General features: G+C 54.5%; 22 protein-coding genes. 8 read left to right on the forward strand and 14 right to left on the reverse strand.

The genetic code is table 11. The features are described 5' to 3' along the window. The first annotated feature begins 151 nt into the window (after positions 1 to 151). The 6 genes from metN (at position 152) to proS (ending at position 5,731) form a co-directional block, all read left to right on the forward strand. On the forward strand, positions 152 to 1,183 hold the full coding sequence (gene metN, locus SK58_RS19675; RefSeq protein ID WP_006810022.1) for a methionine ABC transporter ATP-binding protein MetN: 1,032 nt from the start codon (positions 152 to 154) through the stop codon (positions 1,181 to 1,183). Beyond that, entirely contained in the window at positions 1,176 to 1,829 is a 654-nt protein-coding gene (locus SK58_RS19680; RefSeq protein WP_003856130.1) for a methionine ABC transporter permease MetI, read from the forward strand. Before metN ends, SK58_RS19680 begins: the two co-directional genes overlap by 8 nt. Before the next feature lie 40 nt (positions 1,830 to 1,869). Continuing rightward, on the forward strand, positions 1,870 to 2,685 hold the full coding sequence (metQ, locus tag SK58_RS19685) for a methionine ABC transporter substrate-binding lipoprotein MetQ (protein ID WP_003856132.1): 816 nt from the start codon (positions 1,870 to 1,872) through the stop codon (positions 2,683 to 2,685). A 106-nt stretch (positions 2,686 to 2,791) separates the two neighbouring features. Continuing rightward, positions 2,792 to 3,196 carry an Rcs stress response system protein RcsF gene (rcsF, locus tag SK58_RS19690; protein WP_003856133.1) on the forward strand — a complete coding sequence of 135 codons (405 nt, stop codon included), beginning with the start codon at positions 2,792 to 2,794 and terminating at the stop codon, positions 3,194 to 3,196. Continuing rightward, positions 3,193 to 3,900, forward strand: coding sequence for a tRNA (N6-threonylcarbamoyladenosine(37)-N6)-methyltransferase TrmO (tsaA, locus tag SK58_RS19695; RefSeq protein ID WP_017694476.1), 708 nt, complete (start codon positions 3,193 to 3,195; stop codon positions 3,898 to 3,900). The genes rcsF and tsaA overlap by 4 nt, the downstream gene beginning before the upstream one ends. 112 nt (positions 3,901 to 4,012) lie before the next feature. Continuing rightward, on the forward strand, positions 4,013 to 5,731 hold the full coding sequence (gene proS, locus SK58_RS19700; RefSeq protein ID WP_048220357.1) for a proline--tRNA ligase: 1,719 nt from the start codon (positions 4,013 to 4,015) through the stop codon (positions 5,729 to 5,731). A 45-nt stretch (positions 5,732 to 5,776) separates the two neighbouring features. Here the strand turns inward: proS and nlpE are convergent, their stop codons facing one another. From nlpE to SK58_RS19715, 3 genes are read right to left on the reverse strand one after another with little or no spacing between them, the layout of a single operon-like run. Beyond that, positions 5,777 to 6,475, reverse strand: coding sequence for an envelope stress response activation lipoprotein NlpE (nlpE, locus tag SK58_RS19705; RefSeq protein WP_017383734.1), 699 nt, complete (start codon positions 6,473 to 6,475; stop codon positions 5,777 to 5,779). A 39-nt stretch (positions 6,476 to 6,514) separates the two neighbouring features. Then, positions 6,515 to 6,931 carry an alternative ribosome rescue aminoacyl-tRNA hydrolase ArfB gene (gene arfB / locus SK58_RS19710; RefSeq protein ID WP_045330093.1) on the reverse strand — a complete coding sequence of 139 codons (417 nt, stop codon included), beginning with the start codon at positions 6,929 to 6,931 and terminating at the stop codon, positions 6,515 to 6,517. Then, positions 6,928 to 7,473, reverse strand: coding sequence for a YaeQ family protein (locus SK58_RS19715; RefSeq protein WP_045142236.1), 546 nt, complete (start codon positions 7,471 to 7,473; stop codon positions 6,928 to 6,930). Before SK58_RS19715 ends, arfB begins: the two co-directional genes overlap by 4 nt. A 195-nt stretch (positions 7,474 to 7,668) precedes the next feature. Here SK58_RS19715 and SK58_RS19720 point away from each other — a divergent pair, with 195 nt between their 5' ends. Beyond that, positions 7,669 to 7,869, forward strand: a complete 201-nt coding sequence (locus SK58_RS19720) for a YaeP family protein (RefSeq protein ID WP_003856146.1) — start codon at positions 7,669 to 7,671, stop codon at positions 7,867 to 7,869. Then, positions 7,856 to 8,116, forward strand: a complete 261-nt coding sequence (gene rof / locus SK58_RS19725) for a Rho-binding antiterminator (protein ID WP_003856148.1) — start codon at positions 7,856 to 7,858, stop codon at positions 8,114 to 8,116. Before SK58_RS19720 ends, rof begins: the two co-directional genes overlap by 14 nt. Before the next feature lie 26 nt (positions 8,117 to 8,142). Here the strand turns inward: rof and tilS are convergent, their stop codons facing one another. The 11 genes from tilS to skp form a co-directional block, all read right to left on the reverse strand. Further along, a complete protein-coding gene (gene tilS / locus SK58_RS19730) occupies positions 8,143 to 9,429 on the reverse strand; it encodes a tRNA lysidine(34) synthetase TilS (protein WP_048220358.1) in 1,287 nt (428 codons plus the stop codon). Positions 9,430 to 9,488: 59 nt separating this feature from the next. Beyond that, the gene (locus SK58_RS19735) at positions 9,489 to 9,878 is read right to left on the reverse strand and encodes a VOC family protein (RefSeq protein WP_003856151.1); all 390 of its coding nucleotides are present in this window, start codon (positions 9,876 to 9,878) and stop codon (positions 9,489 to 9,491) included. Between the two features lie 66 nt (positions 9,879 to 9,944). After that, complete coding sequence (locus SK58_RS19740) at positions 9,945 to 12,077, reverse strand: lysine decarboxylase LdcC (protein WP_015572729.1); 2,133 nt, start codon at positions 12,075 to 12,077, stop codon at positions 9,945 to 9,947. A 100-nt stretch (positions 12,078 to 12,177) separates the two neighbouring features. After that, positions 12,178 to 13,137 (reverse strand): acetyl-CoA carboxylase carboxyl transferase subunit alpha, encoded by a 960-nt coding sequence (gene accA / locus SK58_RS19745; RefSeq protein WP_003856154.1) that lies wholly within the window; start codon positions 13,135 to 13,137, stop codon positions 12,178 to 12,180. A gap of 12 nt (positions 13,138 to 13,149) precedes the next feature. Next, positions 13,150 to 16,632, reverse strand: coding sequence for a DNA polymerase III subunit alpha (dnaE, locus tag SK58_RS19750; RefSeq protein ID WP_017383737.1), 3,483 nt, complete (start codon positions 16,630 to 16,632; stop codon positions 13,150 to 13,152). 38 nt (positions 16,633 to 16,670) lie between these two features. After that, on the reverse strand, positions 16,671 to 17,267 hold the full coding sequence (gene rnhB / locus SK58_RS19755) for a ribonuclease HII (RefSeq protein ID WP_015572727.1): 597 nt from the start codon (positions 17,265 to 17,267) through the stop codon (positions 16,671 to 16,673). Further along, positions 17,264 to 18,412, reverse strand: coding sequence for a lipid-A-disaccharide synthase (gene lpxB / locus SK58_RS19760; RefSeq protein ID WP_003856161.1), 1,149 nt, complete (start codon positions 18,410 to 18,412; stop codon positions 17,264 to 17,266). The genes rnhB and lpxB overlap by 4 nt, the downstream gene beginning before the upstream one ends. Beyond that, positions 18,412 to 19,200: an acyl-ACP--UDP-N-acetylglucosamine O-acyltransferase gene (gene lpxA, locus SK58_RS19765; protein ID WP_003856164.1), complete on the reverse strand. Its 789-nt coding sequence runs from the start codon at positions 19,198 to 19,200 to the stop codon at positions 18,412 to 18,414. Before lpxA ends, lpxB begins: the two co-directional genes overlap by 1 nt. A 3-nt stretch (positions 19,201 to 19,203) precedes the next feature. Next, positions 19,204 to 19,659: a 3-hydroxyacyl-ACP dehydratase FabZ gene (fabZ, locus tag SK58_RS19770; RefSeq protein WP_003856165.1), complete on the reverse strand. Its 456-nt coding sequence runs from the start codon at positions 19,657 to 19,659 to the stop codon at positions 19,204 to 19,206. Positions 19,660 to 19,763: 104 nt separating this feature from the next. Next, positions 19,764 to 20,789: a UDP-3-O-(3-hydroxymyristoyl)glucosamine N-acyltransferase gene (gene lpxD, locus SK58_RS19775; protein WP_015572726.1), complete on the reverse strand. Its 1,026-nt coding sequence runs from the start codon at positions 20,787 to 20,789 to the stop codon at positions 19,764 to 19,766. A 3-nt stretch (positions 20,790 to 20,792) separates the two neighbouring features. Then, positions 20,793 to 21,287, reverse strand: a complete 495-nt coding sequence (gene skp / locus SK58_RS19780) for a molecular chaperone Skp (protein ID WP_006810039.1) — start codon at positions 21,285 to 21,287, stop codon at positions 20,793 to 20,795. Positions 21,288 to 21,301: the final 14 nt, after the last annotated feature.

Consider the following 21,301-nt stretch of genomic DNA (forward strand, 5'->3'; position numbering starts at 1 on the left):
TCATGAATCGCAGCGCAATAAAGTGCTCATCGCACAGAGGTGGATTGATTTAGACGTCTGGATGCCTTAACATCCATTTTGTTTACGGTCATTCCCCGTATCTGGCAGAAGAAAATGCCACGGCTAACTTACTTACGATAAAAATAATCTAATGATTAAACTTTCCAATATCACCAAAGTGTTCCAGCAGGGGAACCGAACCATTCAGGCGCTGAACAACGTCAGCCTGCATGTGCCTGCTGGTCAGATTTATGGCGTCATTGGCGCATCGGGTGCGGGTAAAAGTACGCTGATCCGTTGTGTTAACCTGCTTGAGCGCCCAACCCAAGGCAGCGTAGAAGTTGGCGGCCAGGAGCTTACCGCTCTCTCAGAAAAAGAACTCACCAAAGCGCGTCGCCAGATTGGCATGATTTTCCAGCACTTTAACCTGCTGGCATCCCGCACCGTGTTCGGCAACGTTGCCCTGCCGCTTGAGCTGGATAACACGCCGAAAGAAGAAGTTACGCGTCGCGTCACCGAACTGCTCGACCTTGTTGGTCTGGGCGACAAGCATGATAGCTACCCGGCAAATCTGTCCGGTGGGCAAAAACAGCGTGTGGCCATTGCCCGCGCGCTGGCAAGCAATCCTAAGGTGCTGCTGTGCGATGAAGCCACCAGCGCGTTAGACCCGGCCACCACGCGCTCTATTCTGGAACTGTTAAAAGACATTAACCGTCGCCTGGGCCTGACGATTCTCCTTATTACGCATGAAATGGATGTAGTGAAACGCATCTGCGACTGCGTGGCGGTCATCAGCAACGGTGAGCTGATTGAGCAGGACACGGTGAGTGAAGTCTTCTCGCACCCGAAAACGCCGCTGGCTCAGCAGTTCATTCAGTCCACACTGCATCTGGATATTCCGGAAGATTATCTGGAACGTTTAAAAACAGACGCAACGCCTGACAGCGTCCCGATGCTGCGCATGGAGTTCACGGGCCAGTCCGTTGACGCACCGCTGCTGTCCGAAACCGCGCGTCGCTTTAACGTGAATAACAACATTATTAGCGCGCAGATGGACTACGCCGGTGGCGTGAAGTTCGGCATTATGCTGACGGAAATGCACGGCACACAGGAAGAAACCCAGGCGGCAATTGCCTGGCTGCAAGAACATCACGTAAAAGTAGAGGTACTGGGTTATGTCTGAGCCGATGATGTGGCTACTGGTTCGCGGCGTTTGGGAAACGCTGGCAATGACCTTCGTATCGGGCTTCTTTGGTTTTGTGATTGGGCTGCCGGTCGGCGTGCTGCTGTACGTTACGCGCCCGGGTCAAATTATTGAAAACGCGAAGCTGTATCGCACGCTCTCTGCGCTGGTGAACATTTTCCGGTCTATTCCGTTCATTATTCTGCTGGTGTGGATGATTCCATTTACTCGCGTGATCGTCGGGACGTCGATTGGTTTGCAGGCAGCTATTGTCCCGCTGACCGTTGGCGCGGCACCGTTTATCGCCCGTATGGTGGAAAACGCCCTGCTGGAAATCCCAACCGGCCTGATCGAAGCTTCCCGCGCTATGGGTGCGACGCCAATGCAGATCGTTCGCAAAGTTCTGCTGCCAGAGGCGCTGCCTGGGCTGGTGAACGCAGCAACCATCACGCTTATCACCCTGGTCGGTTATTCCGCAATGGGCGGCGCCGTAGGTGCTGGCGGTTTAGGCCAGATTGGATATCAGTACGGCTATATTGGCTATAACGCTACCGTAATGAATACCGTTCTGGTATTGCTGGTTGTGCTGGTTTACTTAATTCAATTCTCTGGCGATCGTATCGTCCGGGCTGTTACGCATAAATAACGTTACAAACAACACAAACTCGACGAGTTAAGGATATAACATGGCGTTTAAATTTAAGACCTTCGCAGCAGTAGGCGCACTGATTGGCTCGCTGGCACTGGTGGGTTGCGGTCAGGACGAAAAAGATCCAAACCACATCAAAGTAGGCGTTATCGTCGGTGCAGAACAGCAGGTTGCTGAGGCCGCGCAGAAAATCGCTAAAGAGAAATATGGCCTGGACGTTGAACTGGTGACCTTCAACGATTACGTTCTGCCGAACGAAGCGCTGAGCAAAGGCGACATTGACGCTAACGCCTTTCAGCATAAACCGTACCTGGATCAGCAGATCAAAGATCGCGGCTACAAACTGGTTGCTGTCGGTAACACCTTCGTTTACCCGATTGCCGGTTACTCCAAGAAAATTAAATCTCTGGATGAACTCCAGCCGGGTTCACAGGTTGCCGTCCCTAATGACCCAACCAACCTTGGCCGTTCCCTGCTTCTGCTACAGAAAGTGGGCCTGATTAAACTGAAAGAAGGCGTTGGCCTGTTACCGACCGTTCTGGACGTAACCGAAAACCCGAAAAATCTGAAAATTGTTGAGCTGGAAGCACCACAGCTGCCACGTTCTCTGGACGATGCGCAGATCGCCCTGGCCGTGATTAACACCACTTACGCCAGCCAGATCGGCCTGACCCCAGCGAAAGATGGCATCTTCGTTGAAGATAAAGATTCCCCGTACGTCAACCTGATCGTGACTCGCGAAGACAACAAAGACGCGGAGAATGTGAAGAAATTCATACAGGCATATCAGTCTGAAGAAGTGTACCAGGAAGCCAATAAGGTGTTTAACGGCGGCGCGGTTAAAGGCTGGTAATCTCCCGGCAGTGTAATATCATCAAGACGGGCATTTGCCCGTCTTGTCATTTGTGCGGTCAACTGCTTCAATATCTGACGTTTTGATTATCCACTGAGGAATTATTATGCGTGCTTTACCGATCTGTCTTTTAGCACTGATGCTGAGCGGCTGTTCTATGCTAAGCAGATCTCCTGTTGAACCTGTTCAAAGCACTGCAACCCCGCCAAAAGCGGAGCCAGCAAAACCGAAAGCGCCTCGCGCTGCGCCGGTACGTATTATTACCAAAGCCGACGAGCTGGTCGGTAAGCCATTCCGTGAACTGGGCGAAGTGAGCGGCGAATCCTGCCAGGCAACGAATCAGGACTCCCCACCCAATATTCCGACAGCCCGCAAGCGTATGCAAATCAACGCGTCGAAAATGAAAGCCAACGCGGTGCTGCTGCACAGCTGCGAAGTCACCAGCGGCACACCAGGTTGCTATCGCCAGGCGGTATGTATCGGTTCTGCGCTTAACATTACGGCGAAATGAGTTCATTTCAGTTCGAGCAGATAGGCGTTATCCGCTCCCCTTATAAAGAAAAGTTCGCCGTGCCGCGTCAGCCGGGTCTGGTCATTAACGGCGGCGGCGAGCTTCATCTTGTGGCGCCGTATAATCAGGCCGATGCAGTGCGCGGGCTTGAGGCGTTCAGCCATTTATGGGTGGTCTTTGTGTTTCACCAGACCATGGAAGGCGGCTGGCGTCCTACCGTGCGTCCGCCTCGTCTGGGCGGAAATGCCAGAATGGGTGTCTTTGCCACCCGCTCAACCTTTCGTCCCAACCCCATCGGGATGTCGCTGGTCGAGCTGAAAGGCATACGTTGTCAGAAAGATCAGGTGATCCTGGAGTTAGGTAGCCTTGACCTGGTTGATGGCACGCCGGTCATAGATATTAAGCCTTACCTGCCCTTCGCCGAAGCGCTGCCGGATGCCCGGGCAAGCTATGCTCAGGACGCACCGCAGGCAGATATGGCGGTTCACTTCACGTCTGAAATTACAACGCAAATCAGCGAGCTGGAAAAGCGTTATCCTCGCCTGCGTGACTTTATCGTTGAAGTGCTGGCCCAGGACCCCCGTCCCGCCTACCGCAAAGAAGAGGAAGCCGGTAATACGTACGCCGTCTGGCTGCTGGACTTTAACGTGCGCTGGCGCGTGACTGCGGCGGGTTTTGAAGTGTTTGCCCTGGAACCCAGGTAATTTTGTTCTCCTCTCTTTTGGCATCTTTGCCACACTGGTAAACTAAACCACTTTTTTTGTGTCAGGCTGGTGTTTCAGCCTGTTCCAATCGTCGAAATGGAACCGTAACAACATGCGTACTAGCCAATATCTGCTCTCCACTCTGAAGGAGACACCTGCCGACGCCGAGGTGATCAGCCACCAGCTGATGCTGCGCGCCGGGATGATCCGCAAGCTGGCCTCCGGGTTATACACCTGGCTGCCGACCGGCGTGCGCGTCCTGAAAAAAGTCGAAAACATCGTGCGTGAAGAGATGAACAACTCCGGTGCTATCGAGGTGTTAATGCCGGTCGTTCAGCCCTCTGAACTGTGGCAGGAGAGCGGTCGCTGGGAGCAGTACGGTCCTGAACTGCTGCGTATTGCCGATCGTGGCGATCGTCCATTCGTTCTCGGCCCAACGCATGAAGAAGTGATCACCGACCTGATCCGTAACGAGCTGAGCTCTTACAAACAGCTGCCGCTGAACTTCTTCCAGATCCAGACTAAGTTCCGTGACGAAGTGCGTCCACGCTTTGGCGTCATGCGTTCTCGCGAGTTCCTGATGAAAGATGCTTACTCTTTCCATACTTCTCAGGAATCGCTGCAAGAGACCTACGACAAAATGTACGCGGCCTACAGCAAAATCTTCTCCCGCATGGGGCTGGATTTCCGTGCTGTACAGGCTGATACCGGTTCAATCGGCGGTAGCGCCTCCCATGAATTCCAGGTTCTGGCGCAGAGCGGCGAAGACGATGTGATCTTCTCTGACTCCTCTGATTACGCCGCGAACATCGAATTTGCAGAAGCGCTGGCACCAAAAGAACCACGCGGCGCGGCAACGCAAGAGATGACGCTGGTTGATACGCCAAACGCGAAAACTATCGCCGAGCTGGTTGAGCAGTTTACTCTGCCGATCGAAAAAACCGTGAAAACCCTGCTGGTGAAATCGGCTGAAGGTAGCGCTTATCCACTGGTTGCCCTGCTGGTACGAGGCGATCACGAGCTGAACGAAGTGAAAGCCGAGAAGCTGCCGCAGGTTGCCAGCCCGCTGACCTTCGCAACGGAAGCAGAGATCCGCGCCGTGGTGAATGCTGGTCCTGGTTCTCTGGGTCCGGTGAACATGCCTGTTCCGGTGGTCATTGACCGCACCGTTGCGGCGATGAGCGACTTCGCTGCGGGCGCAAACATCGACGGTAAACACTTCTTCGGCATCAACTGGGATCGTGACGTGGCGACGCCGGAAGTGGCTGACATCCGTAACGTGGTCGCAGGCGATCCAAGCCCGGACGGCAAGGGTACTCTGATGATCAAACGCGGTATCGAAGTAGGCCACATCTTCCAGCTGGGCGATAAGTACTCGCGCGCAATGAACGCTGCCGTTCAGGGCGAAGATGGCCGTAACCAGGTTCTGACCATGGGCTGCTACGGCATTGGCGTAACGCGCGTTGTTGCTGCCGCTATCGAGCAGAACTATGACGAACGCGGAATCGTCTGGCCGGATAACATCGCGCCGTTCCAGGTGGCGATCCTGCCAATGAACATGCACAAGTCTTACCGCGTGCAGGAGCTGGCTGAGAAACTCTACGCTGAGCTGAGCGCGAAAGGTATCGACGTGCTGATGGATGACCGTAAAGAGCGTCCTGGCGTGATGTTTGCTGACATGGAACTGATCGGTATTCCACACACCATCGTCATTGGCGACCGTAACCTCGACAGCGACGAGATTGAATACAAATACCGTCGCAACGGCGAAAAACAGATGATCAAGACGGGAGATATTCTTGATTACCTGGTGAAAGCCATCAAAGGTTAAGAAACAAAAAACCCCGCCAGTGCGGGGTTTTTTAATGGCTATATCTTATTTGCTTTCGCAGTCTTTCCCCGCAGCAAACTTCGCATCTTTATCTGCCACCAGCGTTTTCACCAGCTCGCCGCTATCCGGGTTTGGCTCCAGCGTAAAATGCCCTTCAACCGTCAGCAACACTGGCTTACTGTCGTTGCCGCGCGCGACGGCATAGTCTCGCTCCAGCTGGGCATTGTTCGCCACGCTGACTTTCTTCCCGGTTGCACAGTCAGTGAAGATCGCCGCATCCGCCATGTAGAAATACATCCCTCGCATCGCCATTGGGGTGGCTGGCAGGGTCGCTTTCACCGGGGCCAACGTGTAGTTGAACTGGGATTCAATCGGATTGCCTTCGCGATCGAGCATCTCCATCCCCTCGCCTTTGGCGCGGAAGAAGGTTTTATCGCCCGTGGTATCCGTCAATACCAGCTTCTCAGCCGTACGCGCCCATGTTCCGTAAGATGCAAAAGAAGACGGTTCTTTCGCCCCCTGGTAACGCTGGTTCATGACCCAGGTGCCATCTTTTTGCAGGAACAGAGAGGTTTCGATGCCCTCGCAATCTGCACACGGTAATACGCCGCGCCAGCTTTGCTGCATCGGCTTTAATTCTTCATTTTGCGTTGGCTGTAGTACCTGCGTTTCTGAACGGTTATTACAGCCAAAAAGCGCGAACAGGCTTGTCACGGCCAGCGCTGATAATAATGCTTTTTTCACAATACTTTCCTTATGAAAAAGGGTATCCCTTTCGTCACATTATGGGTGACGGACTTTGCCACGCAGTGATTTTACAGTGGATTTCTGCGCCTTCGATGACAACCGACGTTCTTTCGATGCCCGCGTTGGAAGTGTTGCCCGGCGACTTTTTTGTACAGCCGTCAGCTCTTTGATGACCGCGACCAGCCGGGCTATTGCCGCTTCCCGGTTAAGCTCCTGGCTGCGATACTCCTGCGCTTTAATCACCATCACACCCTCGCTGGTGATCAGGTGATGGCTGGCGGCAAGCAGGCTTTCTTTATAATACTCTGGCAGGCTGGAGGCCCGAATGTCAAAGCGCAAATGGATAGCCGTTGAGGCCTTGTTAACGTGCTGTCCCCCTGCTCCCTGGGCCCGGATGGCGGTGATCTCCAGCTCGTTATCAGGGATGCTGACGTTTCGGGACAATACAATCATGATGCGGGCTGCCAGGCCGCGAGATGAATTTCCAGATTATTCTGAGAATCGGAAAGCCAGATGGCGCCGTCCTGAATCGTCGCCTGTAGCGCCATCGTCCGGCTGGCGAACGCACTCAGCTGCGCCAGCTGTTCATCATCCAGATACCAGACGGTAAGATTTTTGAACTGCGCACATTTATTTTTATTTTGTTGCCACCAGATCTCCGCCGCTCGCTGGTTATAGGCAAACAACGCAACTTCAGCAGACTGGGTGCAGGCCTTTTTGATCCGGCGTTCATCCGGCAGGCCAAGCTCAATCCATAAATCGATACCCAGATGATCGTTGCGCAGCCAGGCTTCCGGTTCATCTTCCGCGCTTAAACCACGGGTAAATTGCAGACGCTCGTCGGCATACTTAATCCACGCCAGCAGGCGCAGCATCATGCGCTCCTGGGTTTCAGAAGGGTGACGCGCCAGCGTCAATGACGCATCCAGAAACTGGTTACGGTCAAGATCCGCCACATTGACCACAGCTTTATAAATTGTCGCTTTCAGCGCCATGAGAGAACTCCTTTCGAATCAGGCATACATTGTAGCGAAAACCGCGGCAAAAGGCTGTTACGAGGTGGTGGCTTCCTCTTATCAAGGCGCTGATAATGCTTAAATGAGTATGGTATAGTCACCTTGCTAAACCGAGTTTAACTTCGTAGGCTTAATGATATCTCACAGTAAGTCAGTACGCTGGCAGGAGGTGATGTGAATAATTATTGTGAGTTGATTCGCAGACGGTATGCGGAGATCGCCAGCGGAGATCTGGGGTACATTCCGGATGCGTTGGGCTGTGTATTGAACGTGCTAAATGAAGTGGCCTCTGATGAGAGCCTTTCTGAATCGGTCAGGGAAAAAGCAGCGTATGCTGCGGCGAATTTACTGGTGAGCGATTATGTCGATGAATGATACCTATCAACCCATCAATTGTGATGACTATGACAACCTCGAACTCGCCTGCCAGCATCATTTAATACTGACGCTGGAGCTAAAAGATGGCGAAGTGCTAAAGGCAAAGGCCAGCGATCTGGTTTCCCGTAAAAATGTGGAATACCTGGTTGTGGAAGATGCAGGTGCAACGCGTGAGCTACGCCTCGACAAAATTGCCAGTTTCAGCCATCCGGAAATCGGCACCGTTGTGGTGAGCGAATCCTGATAACCAACGGGCAGCCAGGCTGCCCGTTACGCTTTCCATTCAAAATTAACACCCGCTTCAGCCCACCCCTCTTCAGTGATGAAAACCCCTGCCGCCGCGATGAGCGTGTCGCCGTAAAACAGAAGCGGCGTGGTATCACGTCGCCAGGGCGGAACGTTCTGTTCCTGCCAGATTTTCTTCAGCTTACGCCCGCCGTTACGACCGACGATATGCAGCATGCCGCTGGTCCTGAAGCGTATGGTAACGTTCTCGTCCGGCTCAGGTAGACGCACATTGCCCGAATGGCTTAACGCAACGACACCGGCATTCATCGGTAGCGTTAATGCTTTTTCCGGCGACGGCCAGTCGAGCACAACGTCAGCCAGCGACGGCACAGATTTCACACACCAGAGTTGCCCTTTATAGCGCCTGACGTCATAACCATTCAGGTGTATACACGGGGCGGCATCTTCCCTCGCCTGTGCAACTTCCTCCCAGATACGGTTGAGCATCGCCCGGGACGGCATAACCGCACGGTGGTAAGCCAGCCAGCGACGAATCAGAGCAGCCCGGCGCACGGGGCTCATCACCTTCAACGGCGCAATGTTCAGGGCACCGTCAGCGGTAGTCAGCGTATCCAGCTCCTCGCTCAGCAACTCATCCAGCAAGCTTTCCTGTTCAGCACACAGCATGGCGCTTCTGGCCGCCGCTTCGGAAAAATGCGCCCAGCGCTCACTCAGCAGCGGTAAGACGCGCAGGCGCAGGAAGTTACGGTCGTAACTGTCGTCCTGATTGCTCTCGTCTTCAATCCAGCACAGATGATGCTGCTGCGCCCAGGCTTCCAGTGATGCGCGCGTCTCACCCAGCAGCGGGCGGATGAGCTCTGTTTCAGCAAAATCAGCGCGCTCAGGCATGGCAGATAACCCCGCAGGCCCGCTGCCCCTCTTGAGCGCCAGTAAAAACGTCTCGCACTGGTCGTCCAGATGCTGCGCGGTGACCAACGCTTCCCCTTGCTGTAATGCGCCGGAAAACGCGGCGTAGCGGGCTTTCCGCGCCTGCGCCTCAATACCCAGCCCCTCATCCTCAAGCGTGACGCGTTCAACGATCAGCGGAATCGCCCACTCTGAACACACCGCTTCGCAGTGCGCTACCCAGTCGTCGGCATGAGGGCTTAAGCCGTGATGGATATGCATCGCCCGCAGCTGGACGTCAGGCTCACGGTCGCGCCAGAGCTTAAGGCGGTGCAGCAAAACGGTGGAATCCAGGCCACCGCTGAACCCCACCAGCAGTTGGCGATAGGGTGAAACGGCGTGCGCGATAGCAGGTAAGGTCATAGGAAATTACACATAAAAAAACGCCCGAACTGAACGGGCATTATCACACATGACGGCGATTACTGCTGGTAAAGCTCCAGCGGCAGCCCGTCCGGATCGTTGAAAAAAGTGAAACGTTTATCGGTAAAGGGATCGACACGAATCGCTTCGCAGGCCACGCCGTGGGCTTCCAGATGTTTTACCGCGCTGTCCAGGTCATCGACGCTGAAGGCCAGGTGGCGCAGGCCGCAGGCTTCCGGGCGTGAAGGACGCGCTGGCGGGAAAGGAAAAGAGAACAGTTCAATCACATATTGTCCGTTTAACGCCAGATCGCCTTTCCAGGAGTCGCGCTCCTCACGGTAAGCCTCGCTCAACAGCGTAAAGCCGAGAACGTCGCAGTAGAATGCCTTACTTTTCGCGTAATCGGTGGCAATGATCGCAATATGATGAACCGCTTTTAAACCCAGCATAGTTTCTCCTTTTTATGATGCTCTGAACGTTACAACCGACAACCCGCCCCTGGCAAGCAGACCCTTTTATTTTAGGACTCTCACCCAGTACACGCCGTTATCATCGCGTTTCGCGCCATGAATGTCCGTTTCAAAGCCCGGATAGTGGCGCCCTACCGAACAGAGCATCAGCAGGAAATCGAGCACCGCCCGGCTCTCCTCGGTGATCATTTCACCCGGCATCAGCAGCGGCACGCCCGGCGGATAAGGCAGGATCATGTTGGCCGATACCCGCCCGACCAGGTTTTCCAGCTCAACGGTTTCAACCTCCCCTTTCACCTGGCGCTGCCACGCCCTGTGCGGCGTCAGCTTCATTTCAGGCAGAACATCAAATGCCTGCAACATCAGGCGCGGCAGATCGTGCTGGCGGATCAGCCTGTGGATCCCCTGGGCCAGATCCTGAATACGCATATTGCGATAGAAGTCAGGATCTTCCGCGTAGAGATCCGGCAGCATATTCTTCACCCGCAGGTTCAGATCATATGCACGCTTAAACTCCATCAGTCCGCGCAACAGCCCCATCGCGCGGGTTTTATCGATCCCGATGCTGAACAGGAACAGCAAATTATAGGGGCCGGTTTTCTCCACCACCACGCCGCGCTCATCAAGGAACTTCGCCACCAGCGCAGCCGGGATCCCTTCCTCACCCATCACGCCCTGCTCATCCATGCCCGGCGTCAGGATCGTCACCTTAACCGGATCGAGGAACATGTGGTCCGCATCGGCATCCCGGAAACCGTGCCAGCTCTCCCCCGGCGCGACGGGCCAGCATTCTGCCTCATCAATCTCTTCCGGCTGCCAGATATCAAAGAACCAGCCGTCCGCTTCATCTTTAAGTCGCTGAACCTCTTTTCGGAAATGCAGCGCCCGTTCCACCGAACGATTGATCAGGCGTTTACCCGGATTACCGCGCAGCATCGCCGCCGCCGTTTCGATGGACGCCACCAGCGGGTAGCTCGGCGACGTGGTCGTGTGCATCATAAAGGCTTCGTTGAAGGTGTCCTCGTCGTACTCGCCCTTGATGTGAATAAGAGACGCCTGGGAAAACGCGGCCAGCATTTTGTGCGTCGACTGCGTTTCGAAGAACACCTTGCCCGGCACCCGCTCGCCGCTCATCCCACTTTTACCCGAGTAAATCGGGTGGAAATTGGTGTAAGGCACCCACGCGGAGTCAAAGTGGATCGACGGCACGTCGAGCGTCTGCTTGATCCAGTTCGTGTTGTAAAGCAGCCCGTCATAGGTGGAGTTGGTGATCACCGCGTGCACAGGCCAGCTTGCCTCGGGGATCGCCGCGATCTTATTTTCAATGGCTTCATGCGCGAATTCACGGCGAGGAATGCCGCCGAGAATACCCAGCGCATTACGCGTAGGCGACAGCCAGAGCGGCACCACGTCGCTCATCATCAGCAAATGCGCCAGTGATTTATGGCAGTTGCGGTCAATCAGCAGCGTACTGCCGGCAGGCGCGGCGTACATCCCGACGATTTTGTTCGAGGTTGAGGTACCGTTGGTCACCATGTAGCTTTGCTCGGCGCCAAAGGTCCGGGCGATGTACTCTTCGGCTTCCAGATGCGGGCCGGTATGATCCAGCAGAGAGCCTAACTCGGTGACCGAAATCGACACATCCGCCTTCAGCGTGTTACCGCCGAAGAAATCGTAGAACAGACATCCCACCGGGCTTTTTTGATAGGCTGTTCCCGCCATGTGGCCTGGCGTACAAAAGGTGTACTTCCCTTCATTCACATAGGTGAACAGCGCGCGCGTGAACGGCGGTGTGATGTTATCGAGGTATTCACCGGTGTACTGCTGAATGCGGGTCGCAATGTCCTCGGCAACGCCGAGTGAGTATTCGAAGAACCACAGCGCCATACGCATATCATGCGCGCTCACGTCCATGGTCGAGTGAGTGTTGATAAACGCGTACAGCGGAAGATATTCGTTGAGCTTATTGATATCGCTGCACAACTCCATGTCGTATTCGTCCCAGTCGAATATCACGCCACAGATGCGCGGATTGTGTTCGATAAATTTCAGCAGGTCGGCGCTGTTTTGCGGCCAGATCAGCTGGTATCCGCGTGCTTTAAGGGCTTGCTCCAGCTCCTTGATGGGTTCGTCTTTATAAAAGACGCCGTGTGGCCCCATGATGGCAATGATGTTCATGGTTTACCTCCTTGAAAAACATCAGATAAGCATAGTTAAGGTAAACGGCAGGTATAAAAAAAGCCGCAACAATGTGCGGCTTTTAGGATAATTGTGAGGCTTACGCGTAACCGTAGGTCATCAGACGCTGATAACGACGGTTGAGCAGATCTTCTGTGCTCAGCACGTCCAGGTCCGCCAGATCTGCCAGCAGCTGCGCTTTCAGGGAAGCAGCCATCACTTCCGGCTTACGATGCGCGCCACCCAGCGGTTCAGGGATAACGGTGTCGATCAGCTTCAGCTCTTTCAGACGTGGGGCAATGATGCCCATCGCTTCAGCAGCCAGCGGCGCTTTATCGGCACTTTTCCACAGAATGGAGGCACAGCCTTCCGGAGAGATAACGGAATAGGTACTGTACTGTAGCATATTCACTTTATCGCCCACGCCAATTGCCAGCGCACCGCCGGACCCACCTTCACCGATAACGGTACAGATAACCGGCACTTTCAGGCGAGACATCTCACGCAGGTTGCGTGCGATGGCTTCAGACTGACCGCGCTCTTCAGCGCCAACACCCGGGTAAGCACCCGGCGTGTCGATGAAGGTGATGATAGGCATATTGAAACGCTCAGCCATCTCCATCAGACGCAGGGCCTTACGGTAGCCTTCTGGCGCTGGCATACCGAAGTTACGACGGATTTTCTCTTTGGTTTCACGGCCTTTCTGATGACCAATAATCATCACCGGACGTCCATCCAGACGCGCGATACCGCCGACGATAGCTTTATCGTCAGCGTATGCGCGGTCGCCTGCCAGTTCGTCAAATTCGTCAAACGCCAGGCGGACATAATCCAGGGTGTACGGACGCTGTGGATGACGCGCCAGCTGGGCGATCTGCCATGCGCCGAGATCGGCAAAGATTTTGCGCGTCAGTTCTACGCTTTTTTCGCGCAGACGATGCACTTCTTCGTCGATGTTAATATCCAGTTTTTCATCCTGACGGCTCACGGCTGTCAGAGAATCGATTTTCGCTTCCAGCTCTGCAATCGGCTGTTCGAAATCAAGGAAATTCAGACTCATAGTATTCCTGTATTAGTCAAACTCCAGTTCCACCTGCTCCGAACCAATGAGGCCACGGAGATCGTTCAGTAAACGATCGCTCGGAGAGACACGCCACGTTGCACCAAAGCGCAACCGCGCACGTGCATCCGCCCTCTGATAGTAGAGATGTACTGGAATGGTCCCCGAGCGGTGGGGTTCCAGAGACTGACGGAGTCGGTTTAAAAGCTGGTCATCAATTTGCCTGTCCGTCAGCGAGATAGCAAGCCCGCGAGCATATTTTTCCCGGGCTTCGTCAATGTCCATCACTTCGCGGGCGGTCATTTTAAGCCCCCCGCTGAAGTCATCAAAGCTGACCTGTCCGCTGACGATAAGTATGCGGTCTTTTTCCAGCAATTGCTGGTATTTATCCAGCGCGTCGGTGAACAACATCACCTCCAGACGCCCGGAACGGTCATCCAGGGTACAGATGCCGATACGATTGCCGCGCTTGGTGACCATTACCCTTGCAGCAATCACGAGCCCCGCAGCCGTGGTGATTTTACCACGTTCTGTCGGATGCATGTCTTTAAGCCTGTGGCCGCCGACATAGCGCTCAATTTCTTTCAGATACTGGTTGATCGGGTGCCCCGTCAGGTACAGGCCTAACGTCTCACGCTCCCCATCCAGCACCACCTGTTCTGGCCAGGGCTGGCAGTTGGAATAAGACTGCTCAATCTGCTCTGGCTCTTCCGCCAGCACGCCGAACATATCTGCCTGGCCAATGGCTTCCGCTTTCGCGTGCTGATCGGCTGCTTTCAGCGCATCGCCGAGCGAGTTCATCAGCGCGGCGCGGTGTGGCCCCAGCCGATCAAACGCGCCGGACATGATCAGTTTTTCCAGCACGCGGCGGTTCAGTTTTTTGGTATCGGTGCGGGCGCACAGATCGAACAGCTCGCGGAAATAGCCGCCGTTGTTACGCGCTTCGATGATCGCCTCGATCGGCCCCTCACCTACGCCCTTGATCGCGCCGATCCCATAGACGATTTCCCCGTCATCGTTAACGTGGAAATGGTACAGGCCAGAGTTAATATCCGGCGGCAGGATCTTCAGCCCCATGCGCCAGCACTCGTCCACCAGGCCAACCACCTTCTCGGTGTTGTCCATATCGGCGGTCATTACCGCCGCCATAAACTCAGCGGGATAGTGAGCCTTCAGCCACAGCGTTTGATACGAAACCAAAGCATAGGCGGCGGAGTGGGATTTGTTAAATCCGTACCCGGCGAATTTCTCCACCAGGTCGAAGATTTTCATCGCCAGTTCGCCATCGACGCCGTTTTTCTTCGCCCCATCCTCAAAGATGGAACGCTGCTTGGCCATCTCTTCCGGCTTTTTCTTACCCATCGCACGACGCAGCATGTCTGCGCCGCCAAGGGTATAACCAGAAAGCACCTGGGCGATCTGCATGACTTGTTCCTGATACAGGATGATGCCATAGGTTGGCTCCAGTACCGGTTTCAGGCTTTCATGCTGCCACTGCACGTCCGGGTAGGAAATCTCTTCGCGCCCATGTTTACGGTCGATAAAGTTATCTACCATCCCCGACTGCAACGGCCCCGGACGGAACAGGGCCACCAGCGCGATCATATCTTCGAAGCAGTCTGGTTGCAGACGCTTAATCAAATCTTTCATGCCGCGGGATTCAAGCTGGAAGACGGCTGTCGTCTCCGAGCGTTGCAGCATGTCGAAACTTTTCTTGTCATCAAGCGGGATAGCCGCGATATCCAGCGGCGGCTCGCCGTTCTTCTCGCGACGGGCGTTGATCATCTCCAGCGCCCAGTTGATGATGGTCAGCGTACGCAGGCCGAGGAAGTCGAACTTCACCAGCCCGGCGTATTCTACGTCGTTCTTGTCGAACTGGGTGACCGGATGCTGGCCCGCTTCATCGCAGTACAGCGGCGCAAAGTCGGTGATTTTGGTCGGGGCGATAACCACACCCCCCGCATGCTTACCGGCGTTACGCGTGACGCCTTCCAGCTTGCGCGCCATGTCGATCAGCGCTTTGACCTCTTCGTCGGCTTCGTAGATTTCCGGCAGCTGAGGTTCAGCTTCAAAGGCTTTCGCCAGAGTCATGCCCGGATCGGGCGGCACCAGCTTAGAGATACGATCGACAAAACCGTACGGGTGGCCCAGAACGCGGCCCACATCGCGGATAACCGCTTTCGCGGCCATCGTACCGAAGGTGATGATCTGCGAAACCGCATCACGACCGTACATATCGGCCACGTGCTCAATCACCTGGTCGCGTTTTTCCATGCAGAAGTCGACGTCAAAGTCGGGCATGGAGACACGTTCCGGGTTGAGAAAACGTTCGAACAGCAGGTCAAATTCCAGCGGATCGAGATCGGTGATTTTCAGAGCATACGCCACCAGCGAGCCGGCACCAGAACCACGGCCCGGACCTACCGGCACGCCGTTATCTTTCGACCACTGGATGAACTCCATCACGATCAGGAAGTAGCCTGGGAACCCCATCTGGTTGATCACCTGGAGTTCAATATCCAGGCGCTCGTCATATTCAGGACGTTTCTCTTTACGGACCGCTTCATCCGGGAAGAGGAATTCCAGACGCTCTTCCAGACCCTCTTTCGATTTCATGACCAGGAAATCTTCGGTGGTCATGTCTCCCGTCGGGAACTGCGGCAGGAAGTATTCGCCGAGACGCACGGTGACGTTACAGCGCTTGGCAATCTCTACGCTGTTTTCCAGCGCTTCCGGGATGTCCGAGAAGAGCTCACACATCTCCTCTTCGCTGCGCATGTACTGCTGCGATGAGTAGTTGCGCGGACGTTTCGGATCGTCGAGGGTGAAGCCGTCGTGGATGGCGACGCGAATTTCATGCGCGTCAAAATCACCCGCCTCAAGGAAGCGCACATCGTTGGTGGCCACCACAGGCAGGCCACGCGCTTCCGCCAGGGCGACGGCCGCATGCAGGTAGCTCTCTTCATCCGCACGCCCGGTACGGATCAGCTCCAGGTAATAACGATCCGGGAAATACTCTTCGTAGAACGAGACGCACTGATCCACCAGCGCGTTGTTACCGCGCAGCAGACATTTGCCGACATCCCCCATACGGCCACCGGAGATCAGCAGCAGACCTTCGTTCAGCTCCGCCAGCCAGTCGCGGTCAATCCATGGACCCAGTGCGCCGTAACCGCGTTGGTAGGCTTTTGAGATCAGCAGAGTGAGGTTCTGATAACCCGTGTTATTCATAGCTAACACGGAAATCTGCGTCATCTCATCGCCGAGCAGCTCGCTCTGCACATGAAAATCCGCGCCGACGATGGGCTTTAATCCTGCGCCATGCGCCGTTCCGTAGAACTTCACCAGGCCACACAGGTTGGTAAAATCGGTGATCGCCAGCGCAGGCATGCCAAGCGAGGCCGCCTTTTTTACCAGCGGCCCGGTCTTTGCCAGCCCATCGATCATGGAGTAGTCGCTATGCACCCGCAGGTGTACGAAACGTGGTTCAGCCATCTTCAGATCCCGCGTTACTTAATTGCTTGCGTCTTGATTCAGGACACCAGTCCCAGCGCGCGTTTCACCGGGCCAAAGCTGCGCCGATGATGTTCAGTTGCGCCATGTTCAGCCAGCTTTTCCAGATGGAAAGCCGTTGGATATCCCTTGTGCTGGGCGAAACCATACGCGGGATAAGTGAGGTCCAGCGCGGCCATTTCGGCATCGCGCGTCACTTTGGCAATGATTGACGCCGCACTGATTTCTGCGACGCGGCTATCGCCTTTAACAACAGCCATGGAAGGCATCGGCAGCGCCGGGCAACGGTTACCGTCGATCAGCACATACTCAGGCACAATCTTCAGGCCAGCAACGGCACGCTGCATCGCCAGCATGGTGGCGTGCAGAATGTTCAGATCGTCGATCTCATCCGGCTCTGCGCGCCCGAGACTCCAGGCCAGCGCCTTTTCTTTAATTTCATCGAACAGCGCCAGGCGACGCTTTTCACTCAGTTTTTTCGAGTCGTTCAGGCCAACGATCGGGCGGGCTGGATCGAGGATCACCGCCGCGGTCACAACGGCACCCACTAACGGGCCACGACCGACTTCATCCACACCTGCAACGAGGTGGGTATGGGGATAAATAAATTCCATCATTGTGCTAACTCCAGCACCGCATCGGCCGCCTGCTCATCAGCATTACAGCGGATCAGTTGATGCAGTTCACGGAAGGTATCATGCATCTGGTGGCTGGTTTTACCGTTGGCCAGCAGCGGCAGTAATGCATCAGCCAGTGCCTGCGGCTGGCATTCATCCTGCAAGAGCTCTTTCACCAGTTCGCGACCCGCAAGCAGGTTTGGCAGGGATACGTAATCTGTTTTTACCAGACGTTTTGCCAGCCAGAAGGTAAACGGCTTCATGCGATAACCGACCACCATTGGGCATTTTGCCAGCATACACTCCAGCGCAGCCGTGCCGGAAGCCAGTAGTGCGGCATCGCTCGCAAACATGGCTTGCCGCCCTTTCCCGTCCAGCAGGCGGACGTGAAGATCCGGGGCGACGTCAGCTTTGATACGCTCAAACTGCTCGCGGCGTTTGGCATTCACCAGCGGCACGACCACTTCAAGATCGGGATAAGTCTTGCGAAGAATTTGCGCCGTTTTCAGGAAATCGGCACTGAGCATTTCAACTTCCGCACCCCGGCTCCCTGGCAGCAGCGCCAGACAGTGCACATCATGCGGGATGCCCAGTTCGTCACGCGCCGCGTTTTTATCCGGATCCAGCGGCATGGCATCCGCCATGGTATGACCGATAAAACGGCACGGGACATTAAATCTGTCGTAAAACGCTTTTTCGAAAGGCAGAAAAGCCAGCACCAGATTAGTGGATCGTCCGATTTTGAAAACGCGTTTCTGTCGCCACGCCCACACGGACGGACTGACGTAATGGATAGTTTTGATCCCCTGCTTTTTCAGGTTCCCTTCAAGGGTAATATTGAAATCAGGCGCATCAATGCCGACAAATACATCGGGCTTAAGGTCGGTAAAGCGGCGGGTAAGGTCGGCGCGAATATGCAGCAGGCGACGCAAGCGCCCCAACACCTCGACGATGCCCATCACAGCCAGCTCTTCCATTTCATACCAGGCTTCACAGCCTTCGGCCTGCATCAGCGGCCCAGCCACGCCCACAAAGCGGGCATTGGGTACACGGGCTTTAAGCGCGCGGATAAGACCTGCACCAAGAATATCGCCGGAGGTTTCTCCGGCGACCAGGGCGATGGTAAGCGGACGACTGTCGACCATTAACGAATCAGACCACGGGTTGAACGTTCAAAGAATTCCATGAACGTTTTCACTTCAGGGTGCTTATTCGCCAGCTCGGCAATTTCCGGCTTAGCCTCTTCCAGCGTTTTACCGCTACGGTACAGCAGTTTGTACGCGTTGCGGATGGCAGTAATCGCTTCGCGACTAAAACCACGACGCTTGAGACCTTCGATGTTCACGCCAAACGGCGTGGCATGGTTGCCCTGCGCAATCACAAACGGTGGGACGTCCTGCGCCACACCGGAGCATCCGCCGACCATCACGTGTGCACCAATGATGCAGAACTGATGGACTGCGGTCATGCCGCCAATAATGGCGAAATCATCAACCGATACGTGTCCCGCCAGCGTTGCGTTGTTGGCGAGAATACAGCGGCTACCCACGGTACAGTCGTGCGCAATATGCGCATTAACCATAAACAGGTTGTCGCTGCCCACCTTCGTCAATCCACCGCCTTGCGTTGTACCACGATGAATGGTGACGCTTTCGCGAATGCGGTTACGATCGCCGATTTCCACGCGGGTCGGTTCGCCAGCATACTTGAGATCCTGGTTAACTTCGCCGATGGAGGCGAACTGATAGATCTCATTGTTGCAGCCAATGGTGGTATGACCATTCACGACAACGTGAGATTTCAGTACTGTACCCTCACCAATTTCGACATGGGGTCCAACAATACAAAACGGGCCGATGTGGACATTGGCACCAATGATGGCACCCGTTTCCACAATGGCGGTAGGATGAATAAAGGCGGATTTATCAATCACGTATCAGGCCTCCCGGCTACGCGCACACATCATTGTCGCTTCGCAAACAACTTTGCCGTCAACCATAGCTACGCCTTTGAAGCGAGTCAGGCCGCGACGCGTTTTTTCAAAAGTGACTTCCATGATCATTTGATCACCAGGCACGACCGGACGCTTGAAGCGCGCTTCATCGATACCCGCGAAGTAATAGAGTTCACCCGGTTCCAGTTTACCTACGCTTTTAAACGCCAGAATACCGGTAGCCTGTGCCATCGCTTCCAGGATCAATACACCCGGGAAGATAGGCTTACCAGGGAAGTGCCCCTGGAAGAACGGCTCGTTAACGGAGACATTTTTCACTGCGCGCAGAAAACGACCTTCTTCAAAATCCAGCACACGGTCTACCAGTAAAAACGGATAGCGGTGCGGCAGAAGTTCTAAAATCTCTTCAATATGCAGAGTATGAGTGTCAGTAGTCAAAATACTCTTCCTGTCAAATGTACTAAGTAGCAATAATAACACGGCCTGCCGGTTTATAAACAAAGCCGACAGGCCGGGAAATTTAGCGTTAAACGGATGAACGCTTAGTCTTGTTGATCGATTTTGCGCTCAATCGCTTTGAGTCGCTTGCTCATATCATCAATATTCATCACCAGTGCAGCTGTTTTACGCCAGACCTTGTTCGGTTGCAGCGGAATACCTGAGGAATAAACGCCAGGCTCAGTGATTGGACGCATCACCATACCCATCCCCGTCACCGTGACTTTGTCGCATATTTCCATATGGCCATTGATCACGCTGGCACCGCCAATCATGCAGTAACGGCCAATTTTCAGGCTGCCTGCCATGATAACACCACCCGCAACTGCGGTATTGTCGCCAATCACAACGTTATGTGCAATCTGGCACTGGTTGTCTATGATAACACCGTTACCAATAATGGTGTCGTCAAGCGCACCGCGGTCGATAGTTGTACAAGCGCCGATCTCCACACGATCGCCGATAATCACGCGACCCAGCTGAGGGATCTTAACCCAGTTACCCCGATCGTTGGCGTAACCAAATCCGTCAGAACCAATCACCGTGCTGGACTGTACGAGACAATTCTCGCCAATCTCAACCTCATGGTAGACAGAGACATTGGCCCACAGACGAGACCCTGCGCCAATTTTCGTATTTTTTCCAACAAAGCAGCCAGGGCCAATCACCACGTTATCACCCAAAACAACGCCGGATTCGATAACGGCGTTTGCGCCGACTGATACGTTGTTACCCAGCTGAGCCGTCGGATCAATCGCAGCACTGGCTGCAATGTTCTGTGCCGGCTGCGGCGTGGTATCAAGAATTTGGGCCATGCGCGCATAGGTCAGGTAGGGATTTTTCACTACCAGTGCAGCGCTAGTGGCAAACGGAAGATCGTCCTGCGTCAGCACAACGGCAGACGCCTGGCACTGGGCCAGGTGTTCACGGTACTTAGGGCTTACCATGAAGGTAATAGTGCCTGCTTTAGCAGATTGCATGGACGCAACAGCGGTGATGACGATATCGCCATCACCGTGTAATTCTGCATCCAACTGCTGAGCTAAATCAGCCAGTCGAATTGAAGGCATTACTTATTTAACCTGTTTCAGAACATCAGCGGTGATGTCTTTAACATCGCTGCTGTTGAATGCAACGGCGTTCGCATCAACAACCAGATCGATGCTCTGATCGGCTGCTACTGCTTTAACGGCAGACTGAATACGCGTCACCAGTTTGCCACGCTCTTCGTTAGAACGACGCTGACGATCCTGCTCGAAAGCCTGTGCTTTCTGAGAGAAGGTCTGGCGCTGAGACATGACGTCTTTTTCCAGTTTGCTGCGCTCGCTCGCTTTCATGGTAGAACCATCACGCTGAAGACGCTGCATCTTGGACTGAAGATCACCTTCCATACGTTGCAGTTCGCTCGCACGGCCTTTGAATTCGTTTTCCAGCGTTGCAGAAACACCGGTTTTCTGTGCAACCTGCTGGAACAAATTACCCATGTTGACGATTGCAATTTTATCCGCTGCCTGAGCAGAAGTTGCCATCGCTAAACCGAGACCTGCAGCTAATAACCACTTTTTCACAATTAACTCCTTAC

The sequence above is a fragment of the Enterobacter sp. BIDMC93 genome, assembly GCF_001037805.1.
GTDB classification, from domain to species: domain Bacteria; phylum Pseudomonadota; class Gammaproteobacteria; order Enterobacterales; family Enterobacteriaceae; genus Enterobacter; species Enterobacter hormaechei_C.

Excerpts from the sequence above, each read along its gene's own strand:
- metN (WP_006810022.1), top strand. The coding sequence starts at position 152 with ATGATTAAACTTTCCAATATCACCAAAGTGTTCCAGCAGGGGAACCGA.
- SK58_RS19680 (WP_003856130.1), top strand. The coding sequence starts at position 1,176 with ATGTCTGAGCCGATGATGTGGCTACTGGTTCGCGGCGTTTGGGAAACG.
- metQ (WP_003856132.1), top strand. The coding sequence starts at position 1,870 with ATGGCGTTTAAATTTAAGACCTTCGCAGCAGTAGGCGCACTGATTGGC.
- rcsF (WP_003856133.1), top strand. The coding sequence starts at position 2,792 with ATGCGTGCTTTACCGATCTGTCTTTTAGCACTGATGCTGAGCGGCTGT.
- tsaA (WP_017694476.1), top strand. The coding sequence starts at position 3,193 with ATGAGTTCATTTCAGTTCGAGCAGATAGGCGTTATCCGCTCCCCTTAT.
- proS (WP_048220357.1), top strand. The coding sequence starts at position 4,013 with ATGCGTACTAGCCAATATCTGCTCTCCACTCTGAAGGAGACACCTGCC.
- arfB (WP_045330093.1), bottom strand. The coding sequence starts at position 6,931 with ATGATTGTATTGTCCCGAAACGTCAGCATCCCTGATAACGAGCTGGAG.
- SK58_RS19715 (WP_045142236.1), bottom strand. The coding sequence starts at position 7,473 with ATGGCGCTGAAAGCGACAATTTATAAAGCTGTGGTCAATGTGGCGGAT.
- rof (WP_003856148.1), top strand. The coding sequence starts at position 7,856 with ATGTCGATGAATGATACCTATCAACCCATCAATTGTGATGACTATGAC.
- tilS (WP_048220358.1), bottom strand. The coding sequence starts at position 9,429 with ATGACCTTACCTGCTATCGCGCACGCCGTTTCACCCTATCGCCAACTG.
- SK58_RS19735 (WP_003856151.1), bottom strand. The coding sequence starts at position 9,878 with ATGCTGGGTTTAAAAGCGGTTCATCATATTGCGATCATTGCCACCGAT.
- SK58_RS19740 (WP_015572729.1), bottom strand. The coding sequence starts at position 12,077 with ATGAACATCATTGCCATCATGGGGCCACACGGCGTCTTTTATAAAGAC.
- accA (WP_003856154.1), bottom strand. The coding sequence starts at position 13,137 with ATGAGTCTGAATTTCCTTGATTTCGAACAGCCGATTGCAGAGCTGGAA.
- dnaE (WP_017383737.1), bottom strand. The coding sequence starts at position 16,632 with ATGGCTGAACCACGTTTCGTACACCTGCGGGTGCATAGCGACTACTCC.
- rnhB (WP_015572727.1), bottom strand. The coding sequence starts at position 17,267 with ATGATGGAATTTATTTATCCCCATACCCACCTCGTTGCAGGTGTGGAT.
- lpxB (WP_003856161.1), bottom strand. The coding sequence starts at position 18,412 with ATGGTCGACAGTCGTCCGCTTACCATCGCCCTGGTCGCCGGAGAAACC.
- lpxD (WP_015572726.1), bottom strand. The coding sequence starts at position 20,789 with ATGCCTTCAATTCGACTGGCTGATTTAGCTCAGCAGTTGGATGCAGAA.